The 20,349-nt window shown below is 68.2% G+C and carries 23 protein-coding genes; 7 read left to right on the top strand and 16 right to left on the bottom strand.

Features of this window, described 5'->3' with window-relative positions; genetic code table 11:
- Positions 1–73: 73 nt before the first annotated feature.
- Complete coding sequence (locus AB0E63_RS38195; RefSeq protein WP_360377239.1) at positions 74–790, bottom strand: FAD-dependent oxidoreductase; 717 nt, start codon at positions 788–790, stop codon at positions 74–76.
- Here AB0E63_RS38195 and AB0E63_RS38200 point away from each other — a divergent pair.
- Positions 789–1,745, top strand: coding sequence for a LysR family transcriptional regulator (locus AB0E63_RS38200; protein WP_360377242.1), 957 nt, complete (start codon positions 789–791; stop codon positions 1,743–1,745). The two genes, AB0E63_RS38195 and AB0E63_RS38200, sit on opposite strands and share 2 nt — an antisense overlap.
- A 24-nt stretch (positions 1,746–1,769) precedes the next feature.
- On the top strand, positions 1,770–2,180 hold the full coding sequence (locus tag AB0E63_RS38205) for a substrate-binding domain-containing protein (protein ID WP_360377245.1): 411 nt from the start codon (positions 1,770–1,772) through the stop codon (positions 2,178–2,180).
- Here AB0E63_RS38205 and AB0E63_RS38210 read toward each other — a convergent pair.
- The 8 genes from AB0E63_RS38210 to AB0E63_RS38245 all read right to left on the bottom strand — a co-directional run bounded on the left by AB0E63_RS38210 (position 2,170) and on the right by AB0E63_RS38245 (position 9,471).
- Positions 2,170–2,652, bottom strand: coding sequence for a 2,4'-dihydroxyacetophenone dioxygenase family protein (locus tag AB0E63_RS38210; RefSeq protein WP_360377248.1), 483 nt, complete (start codon positions 2,650–2,652; stop codon positions 2,170–2,172). The two genes, AB0E63_RS38205 and AB0E63_RS38210, sit on opposite strands and share 11 nt — an antisense overlap.
- 11 nt (positions 2,653–2,663) lie before the next feature.
- Complete coding sequence (locus AB0E63_RS38215; RefSeq protein ID WP_360377251.1) at positions 2,664–3,341, bottom strand: SDR family oxidoreductase; 678 nt, start codon at positions 3,339–3,341, stop codon at positions 2,664–2,666.
- A gap of 124 nt (positions 3,342–3,465) precedes the next feature.
- Positions 3,466–4,098, bottom strand: coding sequence for a hypothetical protein (locus tag AB0E63_RS38220; RefSeq protein ID WP_360377254.1), 633 nt, complete (start codon positions 4,096–4,098; stop codon positions 3,466–3,468).
- Positions 4,099–4,167: 69 nt separating this feature from the next.
- The gene (locus AB0E63_RS38225; protein WP_360377257.1) at positions 4,168–4,869 is read right to left on the bottom strand and encodes a hypothetical protein; all 702 of its coding nucleotides are present in this window, start codon (positions 4,867–4,869) and stop codon (positions 4,168–4,170) included.
- Between the two features lie 82 nt (positions 4,870–4,951).
- Complete coding sequence (locus tag AB0E63_RS38230; RefSeq protein ID WP_360377260.1) at positions 4,952–6,478, bottom strand: precorrin-2 C(20)-methyltransferase; 1,527 nt, start codon at positions 6,476–6,478, stop codon at positions 4,952–4,954.
- Entirely contained in the window at positions 6,475–7,101 is a 627-nt protein-coding gene (locus tag AB0E63_RS38235; RefSeq protein ID WP_360377262.1) for a precorrin-8X methylmutase, read from the bottom strand. Before AB0E63_RS38235 ends, AB0E63_RS38230 begins: the two co-directional genes overlap by 4 nt.
- Positions 7,098–8,270, bottom strand: a complete 1,173-nt coding sequence (locus tag AB0E63_RS38240; protein ID WP_360377265.1) for a precorrin-3B synthase — start codon at positions 8,268–8,270, stop codon at positions 7,098–7,100. Before AB0E63_RS38240 ends, AB0E63_RS38235 begins: the two co-directional genes overlap by 4 nt.
- A gap of 10 nt (positions 8,271–8,280) precedes the next feature.
- Entirely contained in the window at positions 8,281–9,471 is a 1,191-nt protein-coding gene (locus AB0E63_RS38245) for an MFS transporter (RefSeq protein WP_360377268.1), read from the bottom strand.
- A 353-nt stretch (positions 9,472–9,824) separates the two neighbouring features.
- On the opposite strand from AB0E63_RS38245, the gene AB0E63_RS38250 reads away from it, so the two are divergent.
- The 5 genes from AB0E63_RS38250 (at position 9,825) to AB0E63_RS38270 (ending at position 14,427) form a co-directional block, all read left to right on the top strand.
- Complete coding sequence (locus tag AB0E63_RS38250; protein WP_360377270.1) at positions 9,825–10,328, top strand: DUF664 domain-containing protein; 504 nt, start codon at positions 9,825–9,827, stop codon at positions 10,326–10,328.
- Between the two features lie 50 nt (positions 10,329–10,378).
- Entirely contained in the window at positions 10,379–10,861 is a 483-nt protein-coding gene (locus AB0E63_RS38255) for a MarR family winged helix-turn-helix transcriptional regulator (protein WP_360377273.1), read from the top strand.
- A 653-nt stretch (positions 10,862–11,514) separates the two neighbouring features.
- Positions 11,515–11,721 carry an NUDIX hydrolase gene (locus tag AB0E63_RS38260; RefSeq protein WP_360377276.1) on the top strand — a complete coding sequence of 69 codons (207 nt, stop codon included), beginning with the start codon at positions 11,515–11,517 and terminating at the stop codon, positions 11,719–11,721.
- 875 nt (positions 11,722–12,596) lie between these two features.
- A complete protein-coding gene (locus tag AB0E63_RS38265; protein WP_360377279.1) occupies positions 12,597–14,069 on the top strand; it encodes an MFS transporter in 1,473 nt (490 codons plus the stop codon).
- Positions 14,062–14,427, top strand: a complete 366-nt coding sequence (locus tag AB0E63_RS38270; protein ID WP_360377282.1) for a hypothetical protein — start codon at positions 14,062–14,064, stop codon at positions 14,425–14,427. Before AB0E63_RS38265 ends, AB0E63_RS38270 begins: the two co-directional genes overlap by 8 nt.
- Here AB0E63_RS38270 and AB0E63_RS38275 read toward each other — a convergent pair.
- The 7 genes from AB0E63_RS38275 to AB0E63_RS38305 all read right to left on the bottom strand — a co-directional run bounded on the left by AB0E63_RS38275 (position 14,420) and on the right by AB0E63_RS38305 (position 20,332).
- Positions 14,420–15,991, bottom strand: coding sequence for a carboxylesterase family protein (locus AB0E63_RS38275; protein ID WP_360377284.1), 1,572 nt, complete (start codon positions 15,989–15,991; stop codon positions 14,420–14,422). The two genes, AB0E63_RS38270 and AB0E63_RS38275, sit on opposite strands and share 8 nt — an antisense overlap.
- A gap of 107 nt (positions 15,992–16,098) precedes the next feature.
- Positions 16,099–16,851 (bottom strand): precorrin-6A synthase (deacetylating), encoded by a 753-nt coding sequence (gene cobF / locus AB0E63_RS38280; RefSeq protein ID WP_360377286.1) that lies wholly within the window; start codon positions 16,849–16,851, stop codon positions 16,099–16,101.
- A 14-nt stretch (positions 16,852–16,865) separates the two neighbouring features.
- The gene (gene frdD, locus AB0E63_RS38285; protein WP_360377289.1) at positions 16,866–17,219 is read right to left on the bottom strand and encodes a fumarate reductase subunit FrdD; all 354 of its coding nucleotides are present in this window, start codon (positions 17,217–17,219) and stop codon (positions 16,866–16,868) included.
- Positions 17,216–17,596: a fumarate reductase subunit C gene (locus tag AB0E63_RS38290; protein ID WP_360377292.1), complete on the bottom strand. Its 381-nt coding sequence runs from the start codon at positions 17,594–17,596 to the stop codon at positions 17,216–17,218. The genes frdD and AB0E63_RS38290 overlap by 4 nt, the downstream gene beginning before the upstream one ends.
- Positions 17,593–18,351 (bottom strand): succinate dehydrogenase/fumarate reductase iron-sulfur subunit, encoded by a 759-nt coding sequence (locus AB0E63_RS38295; RefSeq protein WP_360377294.1) that lies wholly within the window; start codon positions 18,349–18,351, stop codon positions 17,593–17,595. Before AB0E63_RS38295 ends, AB0E63_RS38290 begins: the two co-directional genes overlap by 4 nt.
- Before the next feature lie 2 nt (positions 18,352–18,353).
- Entirely contained in the window at positions 18,354–20,096 is a 1,743-nt protein-coding gene (gene frdA / locus AB0E63_RS38300) for a fumarate reductase (quinol) flavoprotein subunit (RefSeq protein WP_360377296.1), read from the bottom strand.
- A gap of 2 nt (positions 20,097–20,098) precedes the next feature.
- A complete protein-coding gene (locus tag AB0E63_RS38305) occupies positions 20,099–20,332 on the bottom strand; it encodes a hypothetical protein (protein WP_360377299.1) in 234 nt (77 codons plus the stop codon).
- Positions 20,333–20,349 lie beyond the last annotated feature (17 nt).

The following is a 20,349-nucleotide window of genomic DNA, read 5'->3' on the forward strand; positions in this document are numbered from 1 at the left end:
AGCACTCGACTGCGCCTGCGGCCTCTACCTGAACGACCCCACAGCCTGGCAGCCCAAGTAACCCCCGACGAACTTACGGTGCGGACCACTTAGCGACCACTTGCCGGCCGTATTCCGGGTTGAAGTCCTCACCCGTCCGCCACTCCGGCTCCCGCCGAGTCACCCAGGTGGTTGACGCCACCTCGGAGATCTCCGCCAGCAACTGCACGGCTGACGCACCACCCCCGACCACCAGCACGTGCTGACCCGCGAACTCGGCAGCCCCGCGATAGTCCGCGGTGTGCAGCTGCCGCCCGCGGAAACTCTCGATCCCCGGATACCAAGGAATGAACGGCCGGTTCCACGTCCCGGTCGCGTTCACCAGCGCCGCGGCGCGGTAGGTGTCGCCGTCCGTCCGCACCTCGAACCCGCCATCCACCGCGTGCACGCTGGACACCACGACCGGCCGCAGCACCGGCAAGTCGAAACGCTTCTCGTAGTCCGCGAAGTACGACGGTACGAACGCGTTGGCGCGGGCATCGGAGGTGCTGGGCGGCACCGGCACCCCCGGCAGGTTCGCGATCCCGTGGACGTCGTGCATGGTCAGCGAGTCCCACCGATGCTGCCACGCCCCGCCCGGTGCCGGGTTCCGATCCAGTACGACGACCTCGTCGTACGGCGTGAATCCCAGCCGCACCAGGTGGTACGCAGCCGACAACCCGGCCTGGCCGGCGCCGATCACCACTACTTCGAGCACACCAGATCCAACATCCGGGCCGCCGCTGCTCTTCCCGGCTAGCGTGAGCGGCATGGATCTCACCGCGGCGTACGGCTTCCGGATGGACTGGATCGTCAGTTTCGTCGCCGTCGCCCGCCACGGCGGCTTCTCCGCGGCCGGCAAGGCGGTCTTCCGCGGCCAGTCCCGGATCAGCGAGCACGTCGCCGAGCTCGAGAAGGCCCTCGGCGTCCAGCTCTTCGACCGTACTGTGCACCCGGCTGCCCTGACACCGGAGGGACGCGCGCTGCTGCCGCACGCCGAGGAGATCCTGAACCGCCTCGGCGATCTGTCCGCCGCGCGCGGTCACGTCCGGTTCGGCGCGTACCCGAGTGCCGCGGCCTGGCTGTTCCCCCGGGTCGCGCAGCGCGTACCCGCCGAGGTCCGGCTGCACCTGGTCGAAGGCCCGAGCATCGACCTCGAAGGCGCGCTCGGCCGCGGTGAGGTCGACCTCGCGATCCGGCCGGTGCATCCGCTGGTGGCCTCGGAGTCGCTGGAACACGCGATCCTCTGGACCGAGCCGCTGGTCGCGGTGTTCCCGGACGGCCACCCGCTGGCCGCGGCACAAGAGGTCAGCCTGGGGGATCTGGCCGAGCTCCCGCTGATCTCGATCGGCGAGACCTCGGGAGCACGCCAGTTCGAGTCACACCTGGCTTTCGCCTCCGCCGGGCTCAGCCCGGAGAGTGTCTTCCGCACCAATCAGCCCCAGACCCTGCTCTCGCTGGTCCGCCACGGCCTGGGTACGGGCGTCACCAACGCACTCGCGGTCACCACCGCCAACCTCACCGGCGTACGCCTGGTCCCGATCAGCGACTCGCACGTCGAGCGGCAGGTGGCCCTCTTCGTCCATCGCGACCGCCCGCGTACGCCGGCCCTGGAGCAGGTCATCACCGCCGTCCACGCGGTGCCACCACCGACCTGGCCAAAGAGTGAGGCCCCGCAGAGCTCGAGGCAACGAGTCAGCAAAGCGTTTTGCAAGGCACGATCGTAAGCCTGCGGATTCACTTCGATCGCCTTGCGGTCCTGGAAGAACGTCCCGCTGACCAGCGCCGCCGGCTCCTCCGAAACCGCCAGCCAGGCAGGTGTATCGGCGCCCTGGGCAACAGTCAGCGGAGCGGCGTACCCGCTCATCTTCGTCCTCACCCACCCGGGATTGACAGCCGTCTTCGCCGCGTCCGACCTGCTCGCCTCCGGGGCATTGGTGGAGCTACGCCGGGCCGGTCGCCGGGTGCCGGAGGAGGTGGCCGTCGGTGGGTTCGACGACTCCCGGATCGCCCGGGAGTCGGATCCCCCGCTGACCACGATCCGGCAGCCGCTCGAGCTGGTCGCCCGCGAGATGATCGAGGTGCTGCTGCACCGGATCGAGGGTGACGACGTGGCTCCCCGGATCCTGCCGACCGAGCTCGTCGTCCGGGCTAGCGGATGAACTGGTCCACGTAGTCGGCTCCGAGGCCGTTGGCGCCGTAGTGATCGCGGCACAGCTGGATCTTGGTGAAGGTGTCCTCGTACCCGATCTGGTTGCCGTTGTCGTCGAGGTAGATCATCGCGCCGGAGATGTTGAAGAACGTGATCATCTCCGTGCAGTCCTCCGGCACCCGCAGCGTGTGGATCTCACCCGGCGGCTCGTACACGAACGACCCGGTCTCCGCGACCCACTCGTGCTCGTCGTACTGCCACTTGCCCTTGATCACGTAGCCGAACACCGCGCTCGGGTGCCGGTGCCGCGACACGATGCCGGACCGGGTGACCTTGAGCAGGTTGCACCACTGACCGGTGATCGTGTTCAGCATCAACGGCCGGAACCAGACGTCCGGCGCCTGCTGCACCCACAGCCGGTCGTCGTCGGGCACCGCCGGTACGGCGATCTCCGCGGGCACACCTGCTGAAACCGGGATCATCGACTGCTCCTTCACATGCTCTGGTAGCCGCCGTCCACGGGCAGGACGGCGCCGGTGACGAACCCCGCGTCCGGTCCGGTGAGGAAGGCGATCGCCCCGGCGACTTCGTCGGGCGTGCCCCAGCGGGCCATCGGCGTACGGGACAGGATCCGGTCGGCCGCGACCGGATCGGCTTGTAGCGCGGCGGTCAGGTCGGTGGCGATCCAGCCGGGTGCGACCGCGTTCACCCGGATCCCGTCCGCGGCCCAGGCGACCGCGAGCGACTTGGTCAGCTGGACGATCCCGCCCTTGCTGGCGCTGTACGCCGGTACGAGCGGACCACCGAAGTAGCTCAGCATCGACGCGACGTTGACGACGCAGCCCCGGCTCGCGGCGAGCAGGTCATGGGCCGCCTCGGCCGCGCGCATCGCGCCGGTCAGGTTGATCTCGACCACTTCACGGAACACTTCGGGCCGGTGTTCGGCACCGCGCCGGATGATGCCGGCCGTGTTCACGAGGACGTCGAGCCGGTCGAGGTCACTGATCAGCTCCTCGAGTGCGCCGGGCTCACGGAGGTCGAGCTCGACCTCTTGGGGTCCGGCGCCGAGGCCTGCCGCGACGACGTGCAGGCCGTCGGCGGTGAGGCGCCGTACCGTGGCCGCGCCGATCCCACTGGTGCCTCCGACGACGAGCGCGGTGCGGGCTGACATGCCCGGAATCCTGCTCGGGCGCGGCGGCCCGCACAAGGAAGACCCGGACGGCGGATGGGAGCTATCCGCCGTCCGGGTCCGGCTTTCAGCCGGGGTTTCGCTTTCGGTCCGGGTTTGCTTTAGGTCAGTCGACGCTGCGGTCGATGCGGCGGTGGTACCGCTGGCCGGTCTTGCCGCCGATCAGCGCGGCGAGCAGCGTCACCACGACGGCCGCGGCGAGCGCGACCAGTCCGCCGGTGGTCAGCGTGTGATCCGCGATCGGCACCGACGGCAGGTCGACCCGGTCCAGTACGTCGTACTGCGAACCGGCCAGTGCGGCGATGCCCGCCACGACGACCGTCACGATGACGCCGATCAGCCAGACGCCGAAGCCCTGCCGCGCACCGTCGAAGCGGGCCAGCCGGCCGGCGACGTACCCGCCGTTGTAGTAGGCGATCGCCAGGATCACGATCAGGACCGCGCCGGACGCGACGCCGATCGTGCCCGCGTCGCCCTTGGCTGCCGTCCAGTCGATCGCGGTCGCGTAATCGACAGCTGCCGCGATCGCGCCCGCGATCCCGGTCAGCAGCGCGATCAGGCCGATCGCGACGAGCCAGCCGAAGAACGCGGAACCGCCCTTGAAGCCCCGGTACGCCGGATCCACTTCGGTGGCAGCCGACGTCCGGACATCCGCGCGGTGCAGCGGTTGTGTGTCTTCGTACTGAGTGTCTTTGTGAAGGTCCCGTGTCTCGGTGTCCTCACGGTGTAACTGGACCATGATTCGGTTCTCCTCGCAGACAGGCCCCGTGTCACCGCTCCGGTACCCGCCGTGAACCGAGCCATGCGTTTAGTCCAGCAAGCGGTCGATCTTGTCGTGGTAGCGCTTGCCGCTCTTCCCGCCGAGGATCGCGGCGACCAGGGTCAGGAGCACCAGGGCCGCCGCGGCGCTGATGCCGCCCATGGTCAGCGTGTCGTTGGACAGCGCCACGTCCGGGCGGTTGATATCGCTGACCCAGTCGTACTGGTTGTTGAGCAGCGCTCCGGTGCCGGCCGCGACGACCGAGGCCAGCAGCGCGAGCATCCACACGCCGAAGCCGTTCCGCCCACCGTCGAATCTGGCGAGCCGGCCGGCGACGTACCCGCCGACGTAGAAGGCCAGCGTCAGCATCAGGACGGCGACAGCCGCCGCGGTGAGGGCTGCCGCGGCGGGATCCGCCTTGGCGTCACTGGTGCTGTAGTCGAGAACCTCGGCGCTCCCGAGGGCTGCCGCCGACACGGCAGCCAGCAGCAGGACCGACATGGCGATCGAGATCAGCCAGCCGAAGAACGCCGCGCCGAACTTGAAGCCGCGGTACGACAGCAGCTCTGGATCGACCTCCGGCTCGATCGCCGTGATTGTCCCCAGGGTGGTGGGTGGTTGCTCCGGGACGATCGCGACGTTGCTCATCGCCCGGGCGGCCGCAGCCCGCACTTCCTCGTACCGCTCGGTCGGGTTTGCCTCGCCCGTGGGCGTCGTGATCGTGGCAGTCTCGCCGTACTGCTGAGCCATGTCCGCTGTTCTCCTCACTGGTCAGCCTCGCGCGGGGGGTCTCTACCCTCTCGAGCGCGTCTGACACAGCTGAGGGGCGGACTTAACCGGCCTCTGGGTTGGGCTCACTCGGTGTGGCCGGGTATCGACGCGGAGTGAAAACCAAGGGACCGGCCTGGCGGGGCATGGTGCGGGTCTGTGACGACCCGACCAGCAGGAGGCATCGCATGTCAACCGTTTGCGGATCGAGCTCAGCCAGGCTTGTGACAGTGATCGCTTCCTGAGGACCGCCCACGTCCCGCCCGATGACTACCGGAGTGTCTGGCGAACGGTGTTCGAGCAGCAGCTCGCGGGTTGCCTCCACCTGCCACGTGCGCGACTTGGAGGCGGGGTTGTAGATCGCAATCGCGAGATCCGCCGTGGCAGCTGCTGTCAGCCGCTGAGCGATCACGTCCCACGGCTTCAGCCTGTCGGAGAGCGAGAGTACGACGTAGTCATGGCCGAGTGGTGCGCCGACCCGGCTCGCGACGGCCTGCGCGGCGGTCATGCCGGGGAGCACGCGTACGGCGATGTCGGCGTACTCGGGCTCCGACGCGACCTCCGTGACCGCACTGGCCATCGCGAACACCCCGGGATCACCGGACGAGACCACTACCACCGCGGAGCCCTTGCGCGCCAGATCGAGTGCGAACGCGGCCCGCTCCGACTCGACCCGGTTGTCCGAGCCGTGCTTGCGCTGACGGGCCCGGTCCGGCAGGCGGTCGACGTACGGGCCGTAGCCGATCAAATCGTCGGCACCTGCGATCGCGGCCCGGACCTCGGGGGTCATCCATTCCGGGCCGGCCGGTCCGAGGCCGACCACGGTGACCGATCCGTCCTTGGCTGTCCTGGGCGACGGGGGAGTGAAGGTGTTGTTGATCGGGCTCGGGAGCAGGGCGAGGGAGAAGTACGGGACGTCGTCCGGGTCCACCTCGTTGAGCGGAGCCGTCCGCTGGGCGTCGGTGGTCGCGCGTTCGACGTACCAGGCCTCGTCCGCGCGGCCGGCGAGCTCGAAGGCCTCGCGGACATTGCCGAACGTCCGCCCGAGCTTCATGACGGCGGCGGCGTCGGTGCTGCGCAGCCGGTCGGCGAGCACGTCGGGTGGCAGCGTGCCCGGCAGGACGGTGAGGATCTCGTCCCGCTCACACAGCGGCCGTCCGAGTACGGCGGCCGCCGCGCTGACCGACGTCACGCCGGGGACGACCTCGCACGAGTACCGGTCGGCCAGCCGCTTGTGCATGTGCATGTAGGAGCCGTAGAACAGCGGGTCGCCTTCGGCCAGTACGACCACGTCGCGGCCCGCGTCGAGGTGCGCGGCGAGCCGGCCGGCGCAGTCGGCGTAGAAGTCGTCCATCGCGCCCTGGTAGCCGCCGGGGTGATCAGTGGTCTCGGTGGTCAGCGGATAGACCAGGTGCTCCTCGATCTGGCCGTCGCTCAGGTACGGCGCCGCCACCGAACGGGCGATGCTCCGCCCATGACGAGCACTGTGGAACGCGATCACATCCGCGTCCCCGATCAGCCGCGCCGCCTTCACCGTGACAAGCTCAGGATCGCCGGGCCCCAGCCCGACACCCCACAGTCGTCCTGTCATTCTTCCTCACTTGCGATCGCGTTGACGGCGGCGGCGGTGATCGCACTCCCACCCCGACGGCCGCGCACCACCAGATACTCCAGGCCAAGGGCGTTCGCTCTGAGCGCCTCCTTGGATTCGGCCGCCCCGATGAACCCCACCGGGATGCCGAGGACCGCGGCCGGCCGCGGTCCGCCTTCGGCGAGGAGTTCGAGCAGCCGGAAGAGCGTGGTCGGAGCGTTGCCGATAGCAACTACCGAGCCGCTCAGCTTGTCGCGCCAGAGATCAACCGCGGCGGCACTGCGAGTGGTCTGCAGCTCCTGCGCCAGCTCGACGGTCCGTGGATCCTGCAGCGTGCAGATGACCTCGTTGTCCGCCGGCAACCGTCGCCGGGTGATCCCCGCGGCCACCATCTGCGCGTCACACAAGATCGGCGCACCACCCTGCAGTGCTGCCCGCGCGTTCTTCACGACGTTCGCCGACCACGCCAGGTCCGCAACCAGATCCGTCATCCCGCAGGCATGGATCATCCGTACGGCGACCTGCGCCACGTCAGCCGGCAGATCATCAAGCGCAGCCTCGGCCCTGATGGTCGCGAACGACCGCCGGTAGATCTCGGCACCATCCCGCACGTACTCGTTCACATCGGCTCCCCGTCAACCAGATACCCGTTGCCTACCGCAAGCACATCCACAAACTCTCCGGCCGGCTTCCCGCACCGTCGCTCACACCCCGACCAGTGCACCCGCCGCCCATCCCGTCGCATGTTGGGTGTCATCCGCGCAGCATCAGCCCGAACGTCCGCCAGCGCTTTGCCGCACCCCGGCCGCCCCGCACACGCTGTCACACCGTTCCAGACCGAGTCCGGCCTTGTGACCAACCCAACGCGCTCCAACTGCTCGCCCGCCACCGCAGGCACCACCACAGACCGCCACGGCGTAATCCGAACCCCCACCTGGGCCACGCCAGCCACCCCCACCCCGACCTCGCCAGCCGCGCTCAACGCGTCCGCCGTGCCCGCGGCACCGGCGGCCTGCGCAATCGCGGCAGCCTGTTCCTGCGTGAGGCTTCCCAGCGGCACAGTCACCACGAGTGCGTCGCCGTGCAGCCCGGCGTCGATCGTCGTACTGGTCGTCGGCAGTTCCTCGGTCGCCTGCACCCCGAGCCGACCGAGGATCCGATCCTCACCGCGTTCGAGCTCAGCGATCCGCCACTCTTCCCCGTCACGCTCGCTCAAGAACGCCTCAGCCGCCGCAACCATCACCCCGGCGACCTCGCCCCACCCCACCCGGACTCCACGACTCCCGCCCCCGAGACTCAGCAGCGCCTCACGCCCATCGACCGCCCGAACGCCCACATCCGCCCGCACCCCAGCCAGATCCCCACGCCCGTCGTCCAGTGCGAACAGGAATCGCCCCGGCAACGCAGCCAGTCCCGGCCGCGCGCACAACTCCCGGTCAACCACAGTCGCCACCGGGAGTACGTCGTACCGGCTGTCCTGGTCCAGACCGGACAAAGGCGAAGCGAGAATGTTCCGTACTCGCTCATGGCTGATAGACGGCAACAGCCCAGCCTCGAACAGCCGGTCCGACAGCTCTCGCGGCCCATCCGGCGTCAGGGCGCGGATCTGCACATTCCCACGCGAGGTGAGCTCCAATCGCCCATCACCCAGCTCGAGCGCAGCCTGCCGCAGTACGTCCAGCTGCTGACCACTCAGCACCCCACCAGGCACGCGAATCCGGGCAAGCCCGCCGTCGGCCGCCTGGTGTACCGCCAGCACACCGGGGCATCGATCGGTCTGAGTCCTCGCCACAGGCGTGATGCTACGTCCCCGGCACCTCCTGTGTTCTGGACCACAGCAGCACGCCGACGGTCAGCATCGCGCACAACCCGCCACCCACCATCGCCGCCGACACCGACCACGAGTCGACCACCAGTCCACCCAGCAACGCCCCAGTCGACAACACCGCCTGGAACGACGCCGTGAACAACACAGTCGCAGCCTCCCGCGACCCCGGCACCGCCTTCGCGAACATCCCCATCGAGCACACCGGCACCCCGCCGTACCCGAGCCCCCAGACCACCAACAGCACCAGCGCCCCCGCCGTACTGTGCCCCACCACAGGCATCAGCAGCGTCGCCAGCGTGATGAGCGCAGCGCAGCCGGCAAACGTGACGGTCAGGTTCCGGCCAGCCGCCGTACCCGCAACGAGATTCCCAACCAGTCCGGCAGCGCCATAGATCAACAGCAGCACACCGATCAGCTCTGGCCGTACGACGTGTCGCAGGAACGGAGTCACGTACGTATAGCTCGCGAAGTGCGCCGTCACAATCAGACAGGTCACGATCAACGCGTACTTGCTGCCCCGCAAGGCCTCCCGCAGCACGGCAGGCCGTGTCACCTGCAGCGGCGGCAGCGGCGGCACGGACACATACAGAGCACCCAGTACCACCAGTGAGAGCACTCCCAGCGCCGCGAACGACGTACGCCACCCGGCGAACTCACCCACGAACGTCCCCGCCGGCACGCCGAGCACCGACCCGAGCGGAACCGCGGAGAAGATGACCGCAGTCGCCCGAACAGTCCACCGCTCAGGCACCAGCCGCGCCGCCAGCCCCGCACCAATCGACCAAAACCCGCCAATGACGAGCCCGACCACGAACCGGGCAAAGAGCTCGAGCCAATACACCGGCGCAGCCGCCGCCAGAAACCCAGCCACGGCCAGCAGCCCCATCAACACACACAACATCAACCGCCGATCAACCCGAGCCGTAGCGACCGTAACCACCGGCGCCGCCACCGCCGCGACCAGCCCAGGCATCGTCATCAACCACCCGGTCCGCCCCGCCGTCAGCGCAAAATCAGCCCCAATCGGCGTCAACAACCCAATCGGCAGAATCTCCGTAGTCACGATGGCCCAAATCCCCAACCCCACCGCCACAACCCCAACCCACCGCCCCACACCGACACGCTCCGCAGTAACTGTCACGCCCCCACCCAACCGCCCCACCACCCCCCAACCTCGCGACTTTGCGACAGTGCCCTTGCCCGCAACCTCAACGTCGCATTCCCGCCATCCCGGCAACCTGGCCGCCCCGGCCGTGCCGCCACCCCGGCAACCTGGCCGCCCCGGCCGTGCCGCCACCCCGGCAACCTGGCCGCCCCGGCCGTGCCGCCACCCCGGCAACCTGGCCGCCCCGGCCGTGCCGCCACCCCGGCCGCCCCCGGCCGCGCCGCCACCGGGCGCCACCAGTCGGCGCCTTCCATACCCGCGCCATCACGCCGTCCTTTCCGCCCTTGCCTCGCCAGCGCCGCGTCGGCCTCGGGTGTGCTGACTTGTCGGTGGGTGCTGGCAGGGTCGGCGGCATGGTGCTGAGGGACCGGCCGTGGCCGGCGGATGATTCGACGCTGCGGCAGTCGGTGGTCGGGTACTTCCAGTTCATCCACACGACCGCGGTGAACAAGCTGGACGGCCTGGACGAGCAACAAGCCCGAGCGACACCACTCGCAACCTCACCCGTCATGAACCCGCTCGGCCTGATCAAGCACCTCACCGCGGTCCAGCGGCAGCACATCCAACGGACGATCGGCCGCCAGGATCTCCCGTCCCTGTGGCGATCCGACGACCACGACTACGAGTTCCGGATCAGGTCGGAGGAGACGGTCGCCTCGGTGCTGGCGGCGTACGACGCCGAGTGGGAGCTGTCCCAACAGACGCTGCGCGACGTCGACTGGTCCGGTTTCATCGAGGGCTACCGTGGGCCGATCCGGATCGAGCGGCTGCTGATGGACGTACTGCAGGAGTCGGCCCGGCACCTCGGCCACCTCGACATCGTCCGCGAACTGATCGACGGCGCCCGCGGAGAATGATCCGACTTGGGATCATCTAGCAGTAGATAATCCCGCGTTATCCTCGAAACATGGCCAAGACCCCACCGCGCACGGTTCCCGACCTCACCGGCTACCTCACGCACGCCGGTCATGTGCTGGAGACCCAACTCTCCGCCGCGCTCGCCGAGGTCGGCCTGACCCTGCGCATGCAATGCGTCCTGCGGCACGCCCTCGAAGCGGAACGCACCCAGATCCAGATCGCCGAACTCGCCTACATGGACAAGACCACCATGGTCGTCACCGTAGACGCCCTCGAAAAGGCCGGGTACGCCGAACGCAAACCCTCCGCCACCGACCGCCGCGCCCGCATCATCGCCGTCACCGACTCCGGCGCCAAAATCGCCGCCGAAGGCCAACGCATAGTCGACCAAGTCCACGCCGAAGCCCTATCGGCCCTCCCCACCACCCAACGCAAACCCTTCATAGAAGCCCTCACCACCCTGGTCGACGGCCACCTCTCCACCCCCACCGAGTCCCAACCCATACGTCGCCCCCGCCAACGCACCACCTAGCCCGCCCGGCACCAGCTATTCCGTCAACGCGCCACCTAACCCGCCTGGCACCACCCAATCCGGCAACGCACCACCTGGCCCGCCAACGCACCAGCGAGCCCGCCAATGCACGACATAGGCAGGCCTTCGCCAAACCCCGCGAACCTCCCACCCCTAAGCACCTCCGGCTCCCCCGGCCCCCGCGGCCGATTTCCCTCCAGCCCGGCCCCTTCACGCGGCGCTGACCCGTGGCCCGGGCGATCTGATCGGCGCAGCTTCCGCACCTTCGTTCCAGCGCCGACTCGTGGATCGCGGCCTTCGACACGCCGGTGATCCGCACTCAAATCCACGACTCGACGACCCACGCCGGCGGTGATCCGCACCCGGATGCACGACTCGACGACCGCCCGCCGGCGGTGGTCCGGACCTGGATGCACGACTCGGCGACCGCTCCTGCGATGGCTATTCCGTGGCGCCGTTGGCGGCGGAAGCTGACCCGTGTCCCGGGCGGTTCACCGGCGACGCGGGCGCTGCAGCTTCGGCCCCTGCGCTGATTCGTGGATCGCGGTGTTCCGGGGTGAAGTGATCGGCGTCTGAGCTGTGGGTTCAGGGGAGATGGCGGGTCTTGGCTCGGGTCAGCATCCGCTGGGATCTCTGGCTCTAGTGTTCAGGTCGTGGCGAGACTCGCGGTGAAGCTGCTGTTGTTGGATGAAGACGATCGGCTGCTACTCATCCACGCCAGGGACCCGCGGACACAGGCCGAGTGCTGGTACCCCGTGGGTGGGGGTGTCGAGCCTGGCGAAACGGTGCAGGTAGCCGCGGCTCGCGAGGCGTATGAAGAGACCGGGTTGGTCGATCTGCCGCTGGGGCTTCCGGTTTAGCGACGCGATCACATCTACGAGTACGACGGCCGGGTTGTCGAGGTCCACGAAGAGTGGCTGATGTGCGCGGTTGGTCGCTTCGAGCCGGCGCCGGCGCAGTTGACTGAGGGTGAAGCTCGCAGCATCTTGGGGTTCCGGTGGTGGCGGGCGCAGGAGTTGGCTGAGGTGACGGAGACAGTCTTCCCGCCGCAGCTCGGCCGGCTGCTGATGGATCTGTTGGCCAACGGTGCGCGGGCAAAGCCCGTCGACATCAGCGAGCCGACATCCTCGGCGACAAGCTAGAGGGCCTGGTACGCCCCGCGTCCCTGGTCTGTCACGGTGATGCGCGCCCGGATCCACGACTCGACGACCGTCCGTCGCCGGTGGTCCGCACGCGGATGCACGACTCGATGACCGCTCCTGCGGTGGCTGTTCTTGGCGCTTTCGGTGGCGGGCGCTGAGTCGAGTCCCGGGTGGATGTGTCCGCGAGGTTCTGCACCGTTGGCCCGGCGCCGATTCGTGGATAGCGGTCCTCGACACGCCGGTGTCCGGTGCCGGGATCCACGACTCGACGACCGCCCACCGCCGGTGGTCCGCGCCTCGATGCACGACTCGCCGATCGCTCCTGTGGTGGGTGTTCTTTGTCGGTGGGTGCTCAGTGGTTTCCCGGGTCGGTGCGGCATCAACCGGCCCAGTACCGGTGTCCTGCTGCCATGAGGCTCCCCGGGGCGGGGCGGGGCGTGCGTCTCGGCCGGCTCCACGGTTCGCTCGCCGATGACCTTGGTCCGTGACACCGGTCTGCGGGCGCCGCCGGAGGGGGCCAGAAGGGCAGCCGCCGCGAAGCGGTGTCCTCTCGTGCAGCAGACAGGAGGTGATCCGTTAAAGGATCGTCTGTTATGGGACTATCTGTTAGGGTCGTTCTTGTTGAGTTCGGAGACGGGAGATGGCTGGTGGCGGCAGAGGTTGTGGGTGGGGTTGAGCGGGTTGCGCGGGGGCGGGTCAAGGCGCTGGTCGTGCTGTGTGTGATGCAGTTGATGATCATCTTGGATGGGACTGTGGTAACGGTGGCGTTGCCTACGATTCAAGGGGATCTGGGGTTTTCGCAGGCAGGGCTGGCTTGGGTGATGAACTCCTACTTGATCGCCTTCGCCGGGCTTCTGTTGCTCGCCGGGCGGATCGGGGATCTGGTTGGGAGCAAGCGGGTGTTCCTGGCCGGGCTGGGGCTCTTCACCGCGGCCTCGTTGCTCTGTGGTGTCGCGGGAGACGCCGAGGTCCTGATCGCCGGGCGCTTCCTGCAGGGGGTTGGAGGTGCACTCGCCTCGGCGGTGGTCCTCGGGATGATCGTCAACCTCTACCCGGCTCCAGGCGAGCAGGCGCGCGCTATGGGGGTCTACAGCTTCACCTCGGCCAGTGGCGCGTCCATCGGCCTGATCCTCGGTGGCGTGATCACCCAGACCATCGGCTGGCACTGGGCATTCCTGATCAACGTCCCGATCGGGCTCGCCGCCCTGGCCGCGGCCCTGCGATTCCTGAACGCCCAGAACGGATTGGGGATCGGCAAGGGTGCTGACGTGCTCGGCGCCGCGCTGGTGACGGCCGGTCTGTCGCTGGGGGTCTACACGATCGTCCAGACCGCCGAGCCGCAGGCGACACTCTGGCGCACGCTCGCCCTCGCAGCCGCCAGCGCGATCCTCCTGGCCGCGTTCGTACTGCGCCAGGCGCGGATCAAGAACCCCCTGCTCTCCCTGCACATCTTCCGCAAGCGCCGACTGACCGTGGCGAACGTCGTGGTTGTGCTGCTCTTCGCGGCCGGCTTCGGCTTCCAGTTCACGACTGCGCTCTACGTGCAGCGGGTGCTCGGCTACGACTCACTCACCACCGGACTGGCGTTCCTGCCCGCACCGATCATGAACGCCCTGATGTCGCTGTCCATCGCGCCAAAGCTGACCGTCCGTTTCGGCCCGCGCAAGATGCTGATCATCGGCCTCGCAGCGTTCCTGGTGGCACTGCTCTGGATCAGCCAAGCACCAGTGGACGGTTCGTACGTCGTCAACGTCGCCCCCGTACTCGCGGTGATGGGCGCAGGGATCGGACTGGCCATCCCAGCCGCGATCATGATCGCCATGTCCGGTGCGGACGCCAAAGACGCCGGACTGGCCTCAGGACTCAACAACACCGCTCAGCAGGCCGGTGCGGCTATCGGGACCGCCGTACTCGCGACACTGGCCGCATCCACCACCACAAGCCGGTTGGCTCACGGTGCGAGCGACGTACTGGCGCTGCGGGACGGGTACGGCGTCGCGTGGCTCACAGCGGCCGCGTTTGTCCTGGCAGCCCTCACACTGGCTACTGTTACCGGCCGTGAGTAAGACGAGAGACCTGCTCTGGTTGCTCACGATCGTGATCCTGCCGTTCCCGACCGAGATCGTGGGCGTCTACGAGAGCGACCGGTTCACGGCCGGCTTCTACACCGGGACGATCCTGGCGCTCAGCCTCTGCCAGTCCGCGCTCGCCTGGCTGATCCACGGGCACAAGGAGATCGAGAACCCGGACAACCCGGTCCGCAGTCGGGAACTGGCCGGCTCCCTCGGGCTGACCGGGCTGACCCTGGTCGCGTTCATTCTGGCGGCCTTTGTTCCCGGAGTGGGTTTCTACGCGTTGTTGTTGCTGCTCCTGTCGCCGATCACGCTGCGCGTGTGGGACAGGCTGCCGCAGAAGGTCAGCTGAGCCCGGACCAGAACGCGCACTGGTGTTCGGTGCTCAGGTTGACCGGCTGGATGCCGCTCTGGTCCGTGGGAGCCAATGACAGACCCTTGATCGTGTGACCGGCCGTAGGCGACCACTGCGGCCGGTCCGGTCCGTTCGGGTTGCCGGTGCGGGCGAAGGCCGTCCAGTAGTCGATCATCTGGTTCGACAGCCGCTGCTGTGCCTCCGACATCGGGAAGTCGTAGCCACCGAGGCGGAACAGGTACGGGAGCTCCATGGCGTGCGCGGCGCCCAACCCGGGCGCAGCGATCGGCGAGTGCTTGTCCGCGAACTCATACGCGTACACCGGCACCTTACGAGCAGCCTGCTGGTCGTTGGCGACCTGAGTGCACGACCAGATTCGGTCCGTCGTGACAGCGGCCCACGCTGCCGCCGGCGACTCGTAGCGATCCAGCGGGTAGTGCCGCAGGACCTGCGGAGCCTTGTCCGCGCCGACCATGTTCGTCACCAACTGCGGGTAGTCCGTAATGTCCCCGAACGCAGGCAGCCATGCGCTCGCCTCGTCATGGTTGTTCCCGGAGATGATCGGCACACGGTGGAACAGACCGGCCTTCATCGCCTTCGCCGGATCCAGCGGTACGGCGGCAGTCCCGCCGTACCCGACCTGCGTGAACTGCAGCAGGTCCTCCACCAGTACGTCGGACTTCGCCGCGCGGAGGCAGTCGAGCATGGATTGGCCGGGCTTGCAGCCGAACCGGTCCTTGTTGCCGTCGGCCCACTCCTTGCCGTTCGCCTGGACCGTGCGGGCGGGGATCCACGGGGAGTCCGCCGCCTGGCCCGGGTACTGGCTGTTGTCGGCCCAGTTGAACGCGCACGAGCCGCTCTGCATGATCGCCTTCGCGAAGAGGCCGGTGGCGGTCGGTGAGGTCAGCTGTGCGCAGACGCTCATGCCGCCCGCGGACTCACCGGCCATGGTGACGTTGTGCGGGTCGCCGCCGAAGGCGCGGGCGTTGCGCTGTACCCAGCGCAGGGCGGCCTGCTGGTCCTGGATGCCGTACGTGCCCGAGCCCGGCAGACTCGGGTATCCGAAGAACCCGAAGGTGCCGAGGCGGTAGTTGACCGTCACGACGACCACGTCGCCGCGGGTGGCGAACTTGGACGCCTCGTAGCTGCTGCCGGCGCCGGGGAAGAACCCGCCGCCGGGGATCCACACCACCACGGCCCGGGGCTTCGGTGACCGGGCTACCGGTGTCGTGACGTTCAGATAGAGACAGTCCTCGCTCGTGCCGCCGTCCGGTGCCTCGGAGTTCGGTTGCTGTGGACACGGATTGCCGACGTTCGACGCCCGCACCCCGTCCCACGGCTTCACCGGCTGCGGCGCCTTCCACCGCAACGCGCCCACCGGGGGAGCGGCGTACGGAATGCCGTCGAAGACCCGCGCCTGCCCGACCGTCTTGCTCGCCACCAGCCCGGCATCAGTCCGTACGACGTCCTGTTGGGCAGCTGTGCTCGGCTCGGCCGCACCCACCAGGAGCCCGGCCGGAGCGACCACCGCGGCCAGCATCACCAAGAGTTTCTTTGTCATGCCGGAAGCGTCGCCGTGACCCGCTCACTCCCGCTTCGGCCTGAAGACGAAGCCACCTACACCTTTGGTCTACGTCTCGCCCTCACCCCCGCCGCCGAAGGCGGCGTCTACTTCTTCCTGCGCAGCAGGTAGGTATCCATGATCCAGCCCTTACGATCACGAGCCTCGGCGCGGACCTTCTCGATCTCGCCGGCGACCTCGCTCAAGCGCCCCGAGATGAGGATCTCATCAGGTGTGCCGAGGTAAGCACCCCAGTAGATGTCGGCGTCCTGATCGAGATGCTCCGTGAACGCCGTCTGCGCATCCAGCATCACGACCACATCGTCCACGTCCTCCGGCCACCCCTTCGCCAGCCGCCGCCCGGTCGTGATCTGGATCGGTCGCCCGACCTGGTTCAACCCGACCCGATGCCGCGCGGCCAGCGTAGACACGCTGCTGATCCCAGGGATGACCTCGACCGAGAACTCCAGCTCACCCCGCGCCAGGATGTCGTCCAGGATCGCCAGCGTGCTGTCGTACAGCGACGGGTCGCCCCAGACCAGGAACGCCCCCACCTGATCCTCGCCGAGCTCCGACGCAATCAATCCCGCGCACACATCGGCCCGGCGCCTCCGCCAGTCGTCGACGGCTTCGACGTACGCGCTGCTGCTCCGGTCGCGCTCGGGATCCTGACCGACGACCACCCGGTAGTCAGTGGCGTAGCGCCGCAGGATCTCCGACCGCAGGTCGACCAGTTCCTGCTTGACCTCGCCCTTGTCCAGCACGAAGAAGACGTCGACCCGGTTCAGCGCCGACACGGCCTGCATCGTCACCTGTTCCGGATCGCCCGCGCCAACGCCGACCACCACGATCTCCCGCATGGGCGCAGCCTATGTCAGACCGTCAGCAGCAGTGCGGCGGCGATGACGGTGCCGAGCACAGCGCCGCCGTAGCACAGGATCACGATCGGTACGGCGTACCGCTTGAGTTGCAGGCCGTCGTACAGGGTGTAGCGGAAGCGGTGCGCCCAGTGGAACAGGGCCAGGGCGCACACGCCGAAGAGCACGAGCCGGGTGATCGGATTGTGCAGTACGGCGTACAGATGCGCATGCGTTGGTGGTGTCAACAAGTCGAGCGGGAACGCGATGCCGAACAGGAACAGCAGGATCGGCAGCATCAGTGCGGCGATCATGCCGCCGGAGCTGAACAGCATCCAGAGGAACGGCTCGGGGGAGGGGCGGCGGTTCATCGGAGCACCAGCCAGGCGATGATTGCCGACAGCACCAACCAGGCAGCGTAGTGCGCGGCAACGATCTGCCGCGGCGGCAGCCGGGCGCCGCGCACCTTGATCACCATCGCCCTGGGCGCCAGCCCGAACCAGGTCACCACGTGCAGCAGCAGGAACAGCATCGCGATCACGTTGATCACGACCATCCACCACTGCCCACTCCGGTCGAGGAAGCGCTCGTACGACGCCGGCCCGTCGCTGACCGCGTTGGCGAGCAGCAGCAGATAGACCACCGTCCACGCGACGAAGACGCTGCTCAGCTCCCGGAGGACGAACAGCAGGTACGACCGGCGCTCGAGCCACCAGAACAAGTGGACCGGCCGCTGGTACACGCTCACCGCCTGCTCCGAGACGACCTACTCCGCGGCATCAACAGATCCTTGATCGCCTGAGTCGCCGCAGTGAGCTTGTACCGCTGGATCGCCCCCGCCGGATCAACCCCCTTCGGACACGCCGCACTGCACTCGCCGACGAACGTGCAAGCCCAGATCCCTTCCGGCGACGACAGTACGGCGAGACGCTCGTCCGCACCCTCGTCCCTGGAGTCGAGGTTGTAGCGCTGGGCCAGTGCGATCGCCGCCGGGCCGATGAAGTCCTGGTCGAGGCTGTACACCGGGCAGGCCGAGTAGCAGAGCATGCAGTTGATGCACATGCTGAACTGCTGGTACTCGTCCAGCTGCTCCGGCGTCTGCAGGTACTCACCTTCCTCGACCGGACTGTGCACGTCCCGGACGATCCACGGCTTGACGGTCGGCAGCTTGGCCATGAAGTCGTCGATGTCGACGACGAGGTCCCGGATCACCGGGAAGTTGTGCAGCGGCTCGACCCGGATCGGCCCGGGCGCGTAGTCGGTCAGGAAGGTCGCACAGCTCAGCTGGGGGTCACCGTTGACCGTCATCCCGCAACTGCCGCAGATCCCCATCCGGCACGACCATCGAAACGACAGCGTGCCGTCCAACTGGTCCTTGATGTACGTCAGACCGTCGAGGATCGCCCAGTGCTCGCGCAGGGGCACCTGGTAGGACTGCATCACCGGTTCGGAATCCACTTCGGGCCGGTAGCGCGCGACCTCGAGGGTGATCTCGTCTGCCATCACTACCTCCCGTAGACCCGCTCGCCCGGCGGCCAGCGGGTAATGGTCACCGGCAGATACGTGATGCGACGGCTGCCGTCGGGCTGGCGCCGGACCAGCGAGTGCGCGAGGAACCGGTCGTCGTCTCGGGCCGGGAAGTCGGTCCGCTGATGGGCTCCGCGCGACTCCTCCCGGCGTGCCGCACACGCGATGATGCTCTCGGCAACGTCGAGCATGAACCCCAGCTCGAGCAGCGCGATCAGCTCGGTGTTGAAGTTCCGGCTGTGGTCGTCGATCGCGGCGTGGGTGAAGCGCGACCGCAGCTCGCTCAGCTGGTCGGCCGCCTTGGTCAGCGAACCGGCTTCGCGATAGATCCCGGCGCCGTTCTCCATCGCGGTCTGCATCTCGGTGCGGATGTCCGCGATCTTCTCGTGGCCCTGCGCGTGCCGGTCCAGCTCGGCGGTCAGCCGGCGCTCCTCGTCCCGGCCCTGCGCGAGAATCGCCGCGGGTACGGCGCGACCGTACCGGCCGGCGAAGACCGCCGCGGCCCGGCCGGCCCGGTTGCCGAAGACGAGACACTCGGGCAACGAGTTCGAGCCCAGCCGGTTGGCGCCGTTGATGCTGACACAGGCCACCTCGCCGGCGGCGTACAGGCCCTCCAGCGACGTCGCGCCACGGATGTCGGTGTGGATCCCGCCCATCATGTAGTGCACGACGGGCCGGACCGGCACGAGCTCCTTGACCGGGTCGATGTTCTGGTACTTCGAACACAGCTCCCGGACGAACGGAAGTTTGGCGTCGATCAGTTGCGCACCCAGGTGCCGCAGATCCAGGTTGACGATCGGCCCGTACGGCGTGTCGATCGTCCGGCCCTTGGCATGCTCGTGGACGAAGGCCTGCGACAACCGATCCCGTGGTCCGAGCTCCATGCTGCGCATTTGCGGTGTCGGTGACGGCGTACCGAGGTCGTAGTCCTGCAGGTAGCGATAGCCGTCCTTGTTGAGCAGCCAGCCACCCTCCGCCCGCGCGGCCTCGGTGATCAGGATGCCGGTGAACGGCAGGCCGGTCGGGTGGTACTGGACGAACTCCATGTCCTTGAGCGCCGCCCCGGCCTGGTAGGCCAGTGCCATCCCGTCACCGGTCTTGATGTTGGCGTTCGTGGTGAACGGGTACACGCGTCCGCAGCCACCCGTGCACACGATCACCGTGCTCGCGGTGATCGTTTCGATCCGTCCGGTGGCCAGTTCGATCGCGACAACGCCGTACGCGCGGCCGTCGTCGACCAGGATCTTCGTCACGTACCACTCGTCGTACCGGACGATGTCGGAGTACGAGAGCGCGGTCTGGAAGAGCGTGTGCAGCAGGTGGAACCCGGTCCGGTCGGCGGCGAACCAGGTGCGCTTCTTCTTCATCCCGCCGAACGCGCGGACGGCGATCTTGCCGTTGGGCTGCCGGCTCCACGGGCAGCCCCAGTGCTCGAGCCGGAGCAGTTCGCGCGGCGCTTCGGCGACGAACGCCTCGACAGCGTCCTGGTCACAGAGCCAGTCGCTGCCGGACACCGTGTCGTACGCGTGCTCGTCGAGACTATCGTCAGGCGCCGCGACGGCCGCGGCGCCGCCCTCCGCGGACACCGTGTGGCTGCGCATCGGGTACACCTTCGACACGACAGCAACGCGCAGCGCCGGGTTCGTCTCCGCCACCGCGATGGCAGCCCGCAACCCGGCGCCGCCACCCCCGATCACCACGACGTCGTGATAAATGCTCACAGTTAAGCCTCGTGCTCGCCGCTGTGCTCGTCCATCAGCACTTTGCCGTCGTGCCGCACTGTCCGGTTCCGCACGCTGCCGTCATGGAACTCGTGCCGCATCTTGCGGCATCCACAGGCGTAGTGCATGTCGTCCAGCCGGAAGCCCTCGAAGTCGTCCTCCTGGCTCCGGTTCGCATCACCCAGCCGCCCGCACGGAGCCCGTTCCCCGGTCAGATGCGTTTTTGTGCCCGTCATCCTCCCACCCCCTAACC

This window comes from Kribbella sp. NPDC026596 (genome assembly GCF_040638415.1).
Taxonomy (GTDB): domain Bacteria; phylum Actinomycetota; class Actinomycetes; order Propionibacteriales; family Kribbellaceae; genus Kribbella.

Bases quoted from the DNA above. Each gene is read 5' to 3' on its own strand.
- AB0E63_RS38200 (WP_360377242.1), top strand. From the start codon at position 789: ATGGATCTCACCGCGGCGTACGGCTTCCGGATGGACTGGATCGTCAGT.
- AB0E63_RS38195 (WP_360377239.1), bottom strand. From the start codon at position 790: ATGCCGCTCACGCTAGCCGGGAAGAGCAGCGGCGGCCCGGATGTTGGA.
- AB0E63_RS38210 (WP_360377248.1), bottom strand. From the start codon at position 2,652: ATGATCCCGGTTTCAGCAGGTGTGCCCGCGGAGATCGCCGTACCGGCG.
- AB0E63_RS38215 (WP_360377251.1), bottom strand. From the start codon at position 3,341: ATGTCAGCCCGCACCGCGCTCGTCGTCGGAGGCACCAGTGGGATCGGC.
- AB0E63_RS38220 (WP_360377254.1), bottom strand. From the start codon at position 4,098: ATGGTCCAGTTACACCGTGAGGACACCGAGACACGGGACCTTCACAAA.
- AB0E63_RS38225 (WP_360377257.1), bottom strand. From the start codon at position 4,869: ATGGCTCAGCAGTACGGCGAGACTGCCACGATCACGACGCCCACGGGC.
- AB0E63_RS38230 (WP_360377260.1), bottom strand. From the start codon at position 6,478: ATGACAGGACGACTGTGGGGTGTCGGGCTGGGGCCCGGCGATCCTGAG.
- AB0E63_RS38250 (WP_360377270.1), top strand. From the start codon at position 9,825: ATGGTGCTGAGGGACCGGCCGTGGCCGGCGGATGATTCGACGCTGCGG.
- AB0E63_RS38255 (WP_360377273.1), top strand. From the start codon at position 10,379: ATGGCCAAGACCCCACCGCGCACGGTTCCCGACCTCACCGGCTACCTC.
- AB0E63_RS38265 (WP_360377279.1), top strand. From the start codon at position 12,597: ATGGGACTATCTGTTAGGGTCGTTCTTGTTGAGTTCGGAGACGGGAGA.
- AB0E63_RS38275 (WP_360377284.1), bottom strand. From the start codon at position 15,991: ATGACAAAGAAACTCTTGGTGATGCTGGCCGCGGTGGTCGCTCCGGCC.
- cobF (WP_360377286.1), bottom strand. From the start codon at position 16,851: ATGCGGGAGATCGTGGTGGTCGGCGTTGGCGCGGGCGATCCGGAACAG.
- frdD (WP_360377289.1), bottom strand. From the start codon at position 17,219: ATGAACCGCCGCCCCTCCCCCGAGCCGTTCCTCTGGATGCTGTTCAGC.
- AB0E63_RS38295 (WP_360377294.1), bottom strand. From the start codon at position 18,351: ATGGCAGACGAGATCACCCTCGAGGTCGCGCGCTACCGGCCCGAAGTG.
- AB0E63_RS38305 (WP_360377299.1), bottom strand. From the start codon at position 20,332: ATGACGGGCACAAAAACGCATCTGACCGGGGAACGGGCTCCGTGCGGG.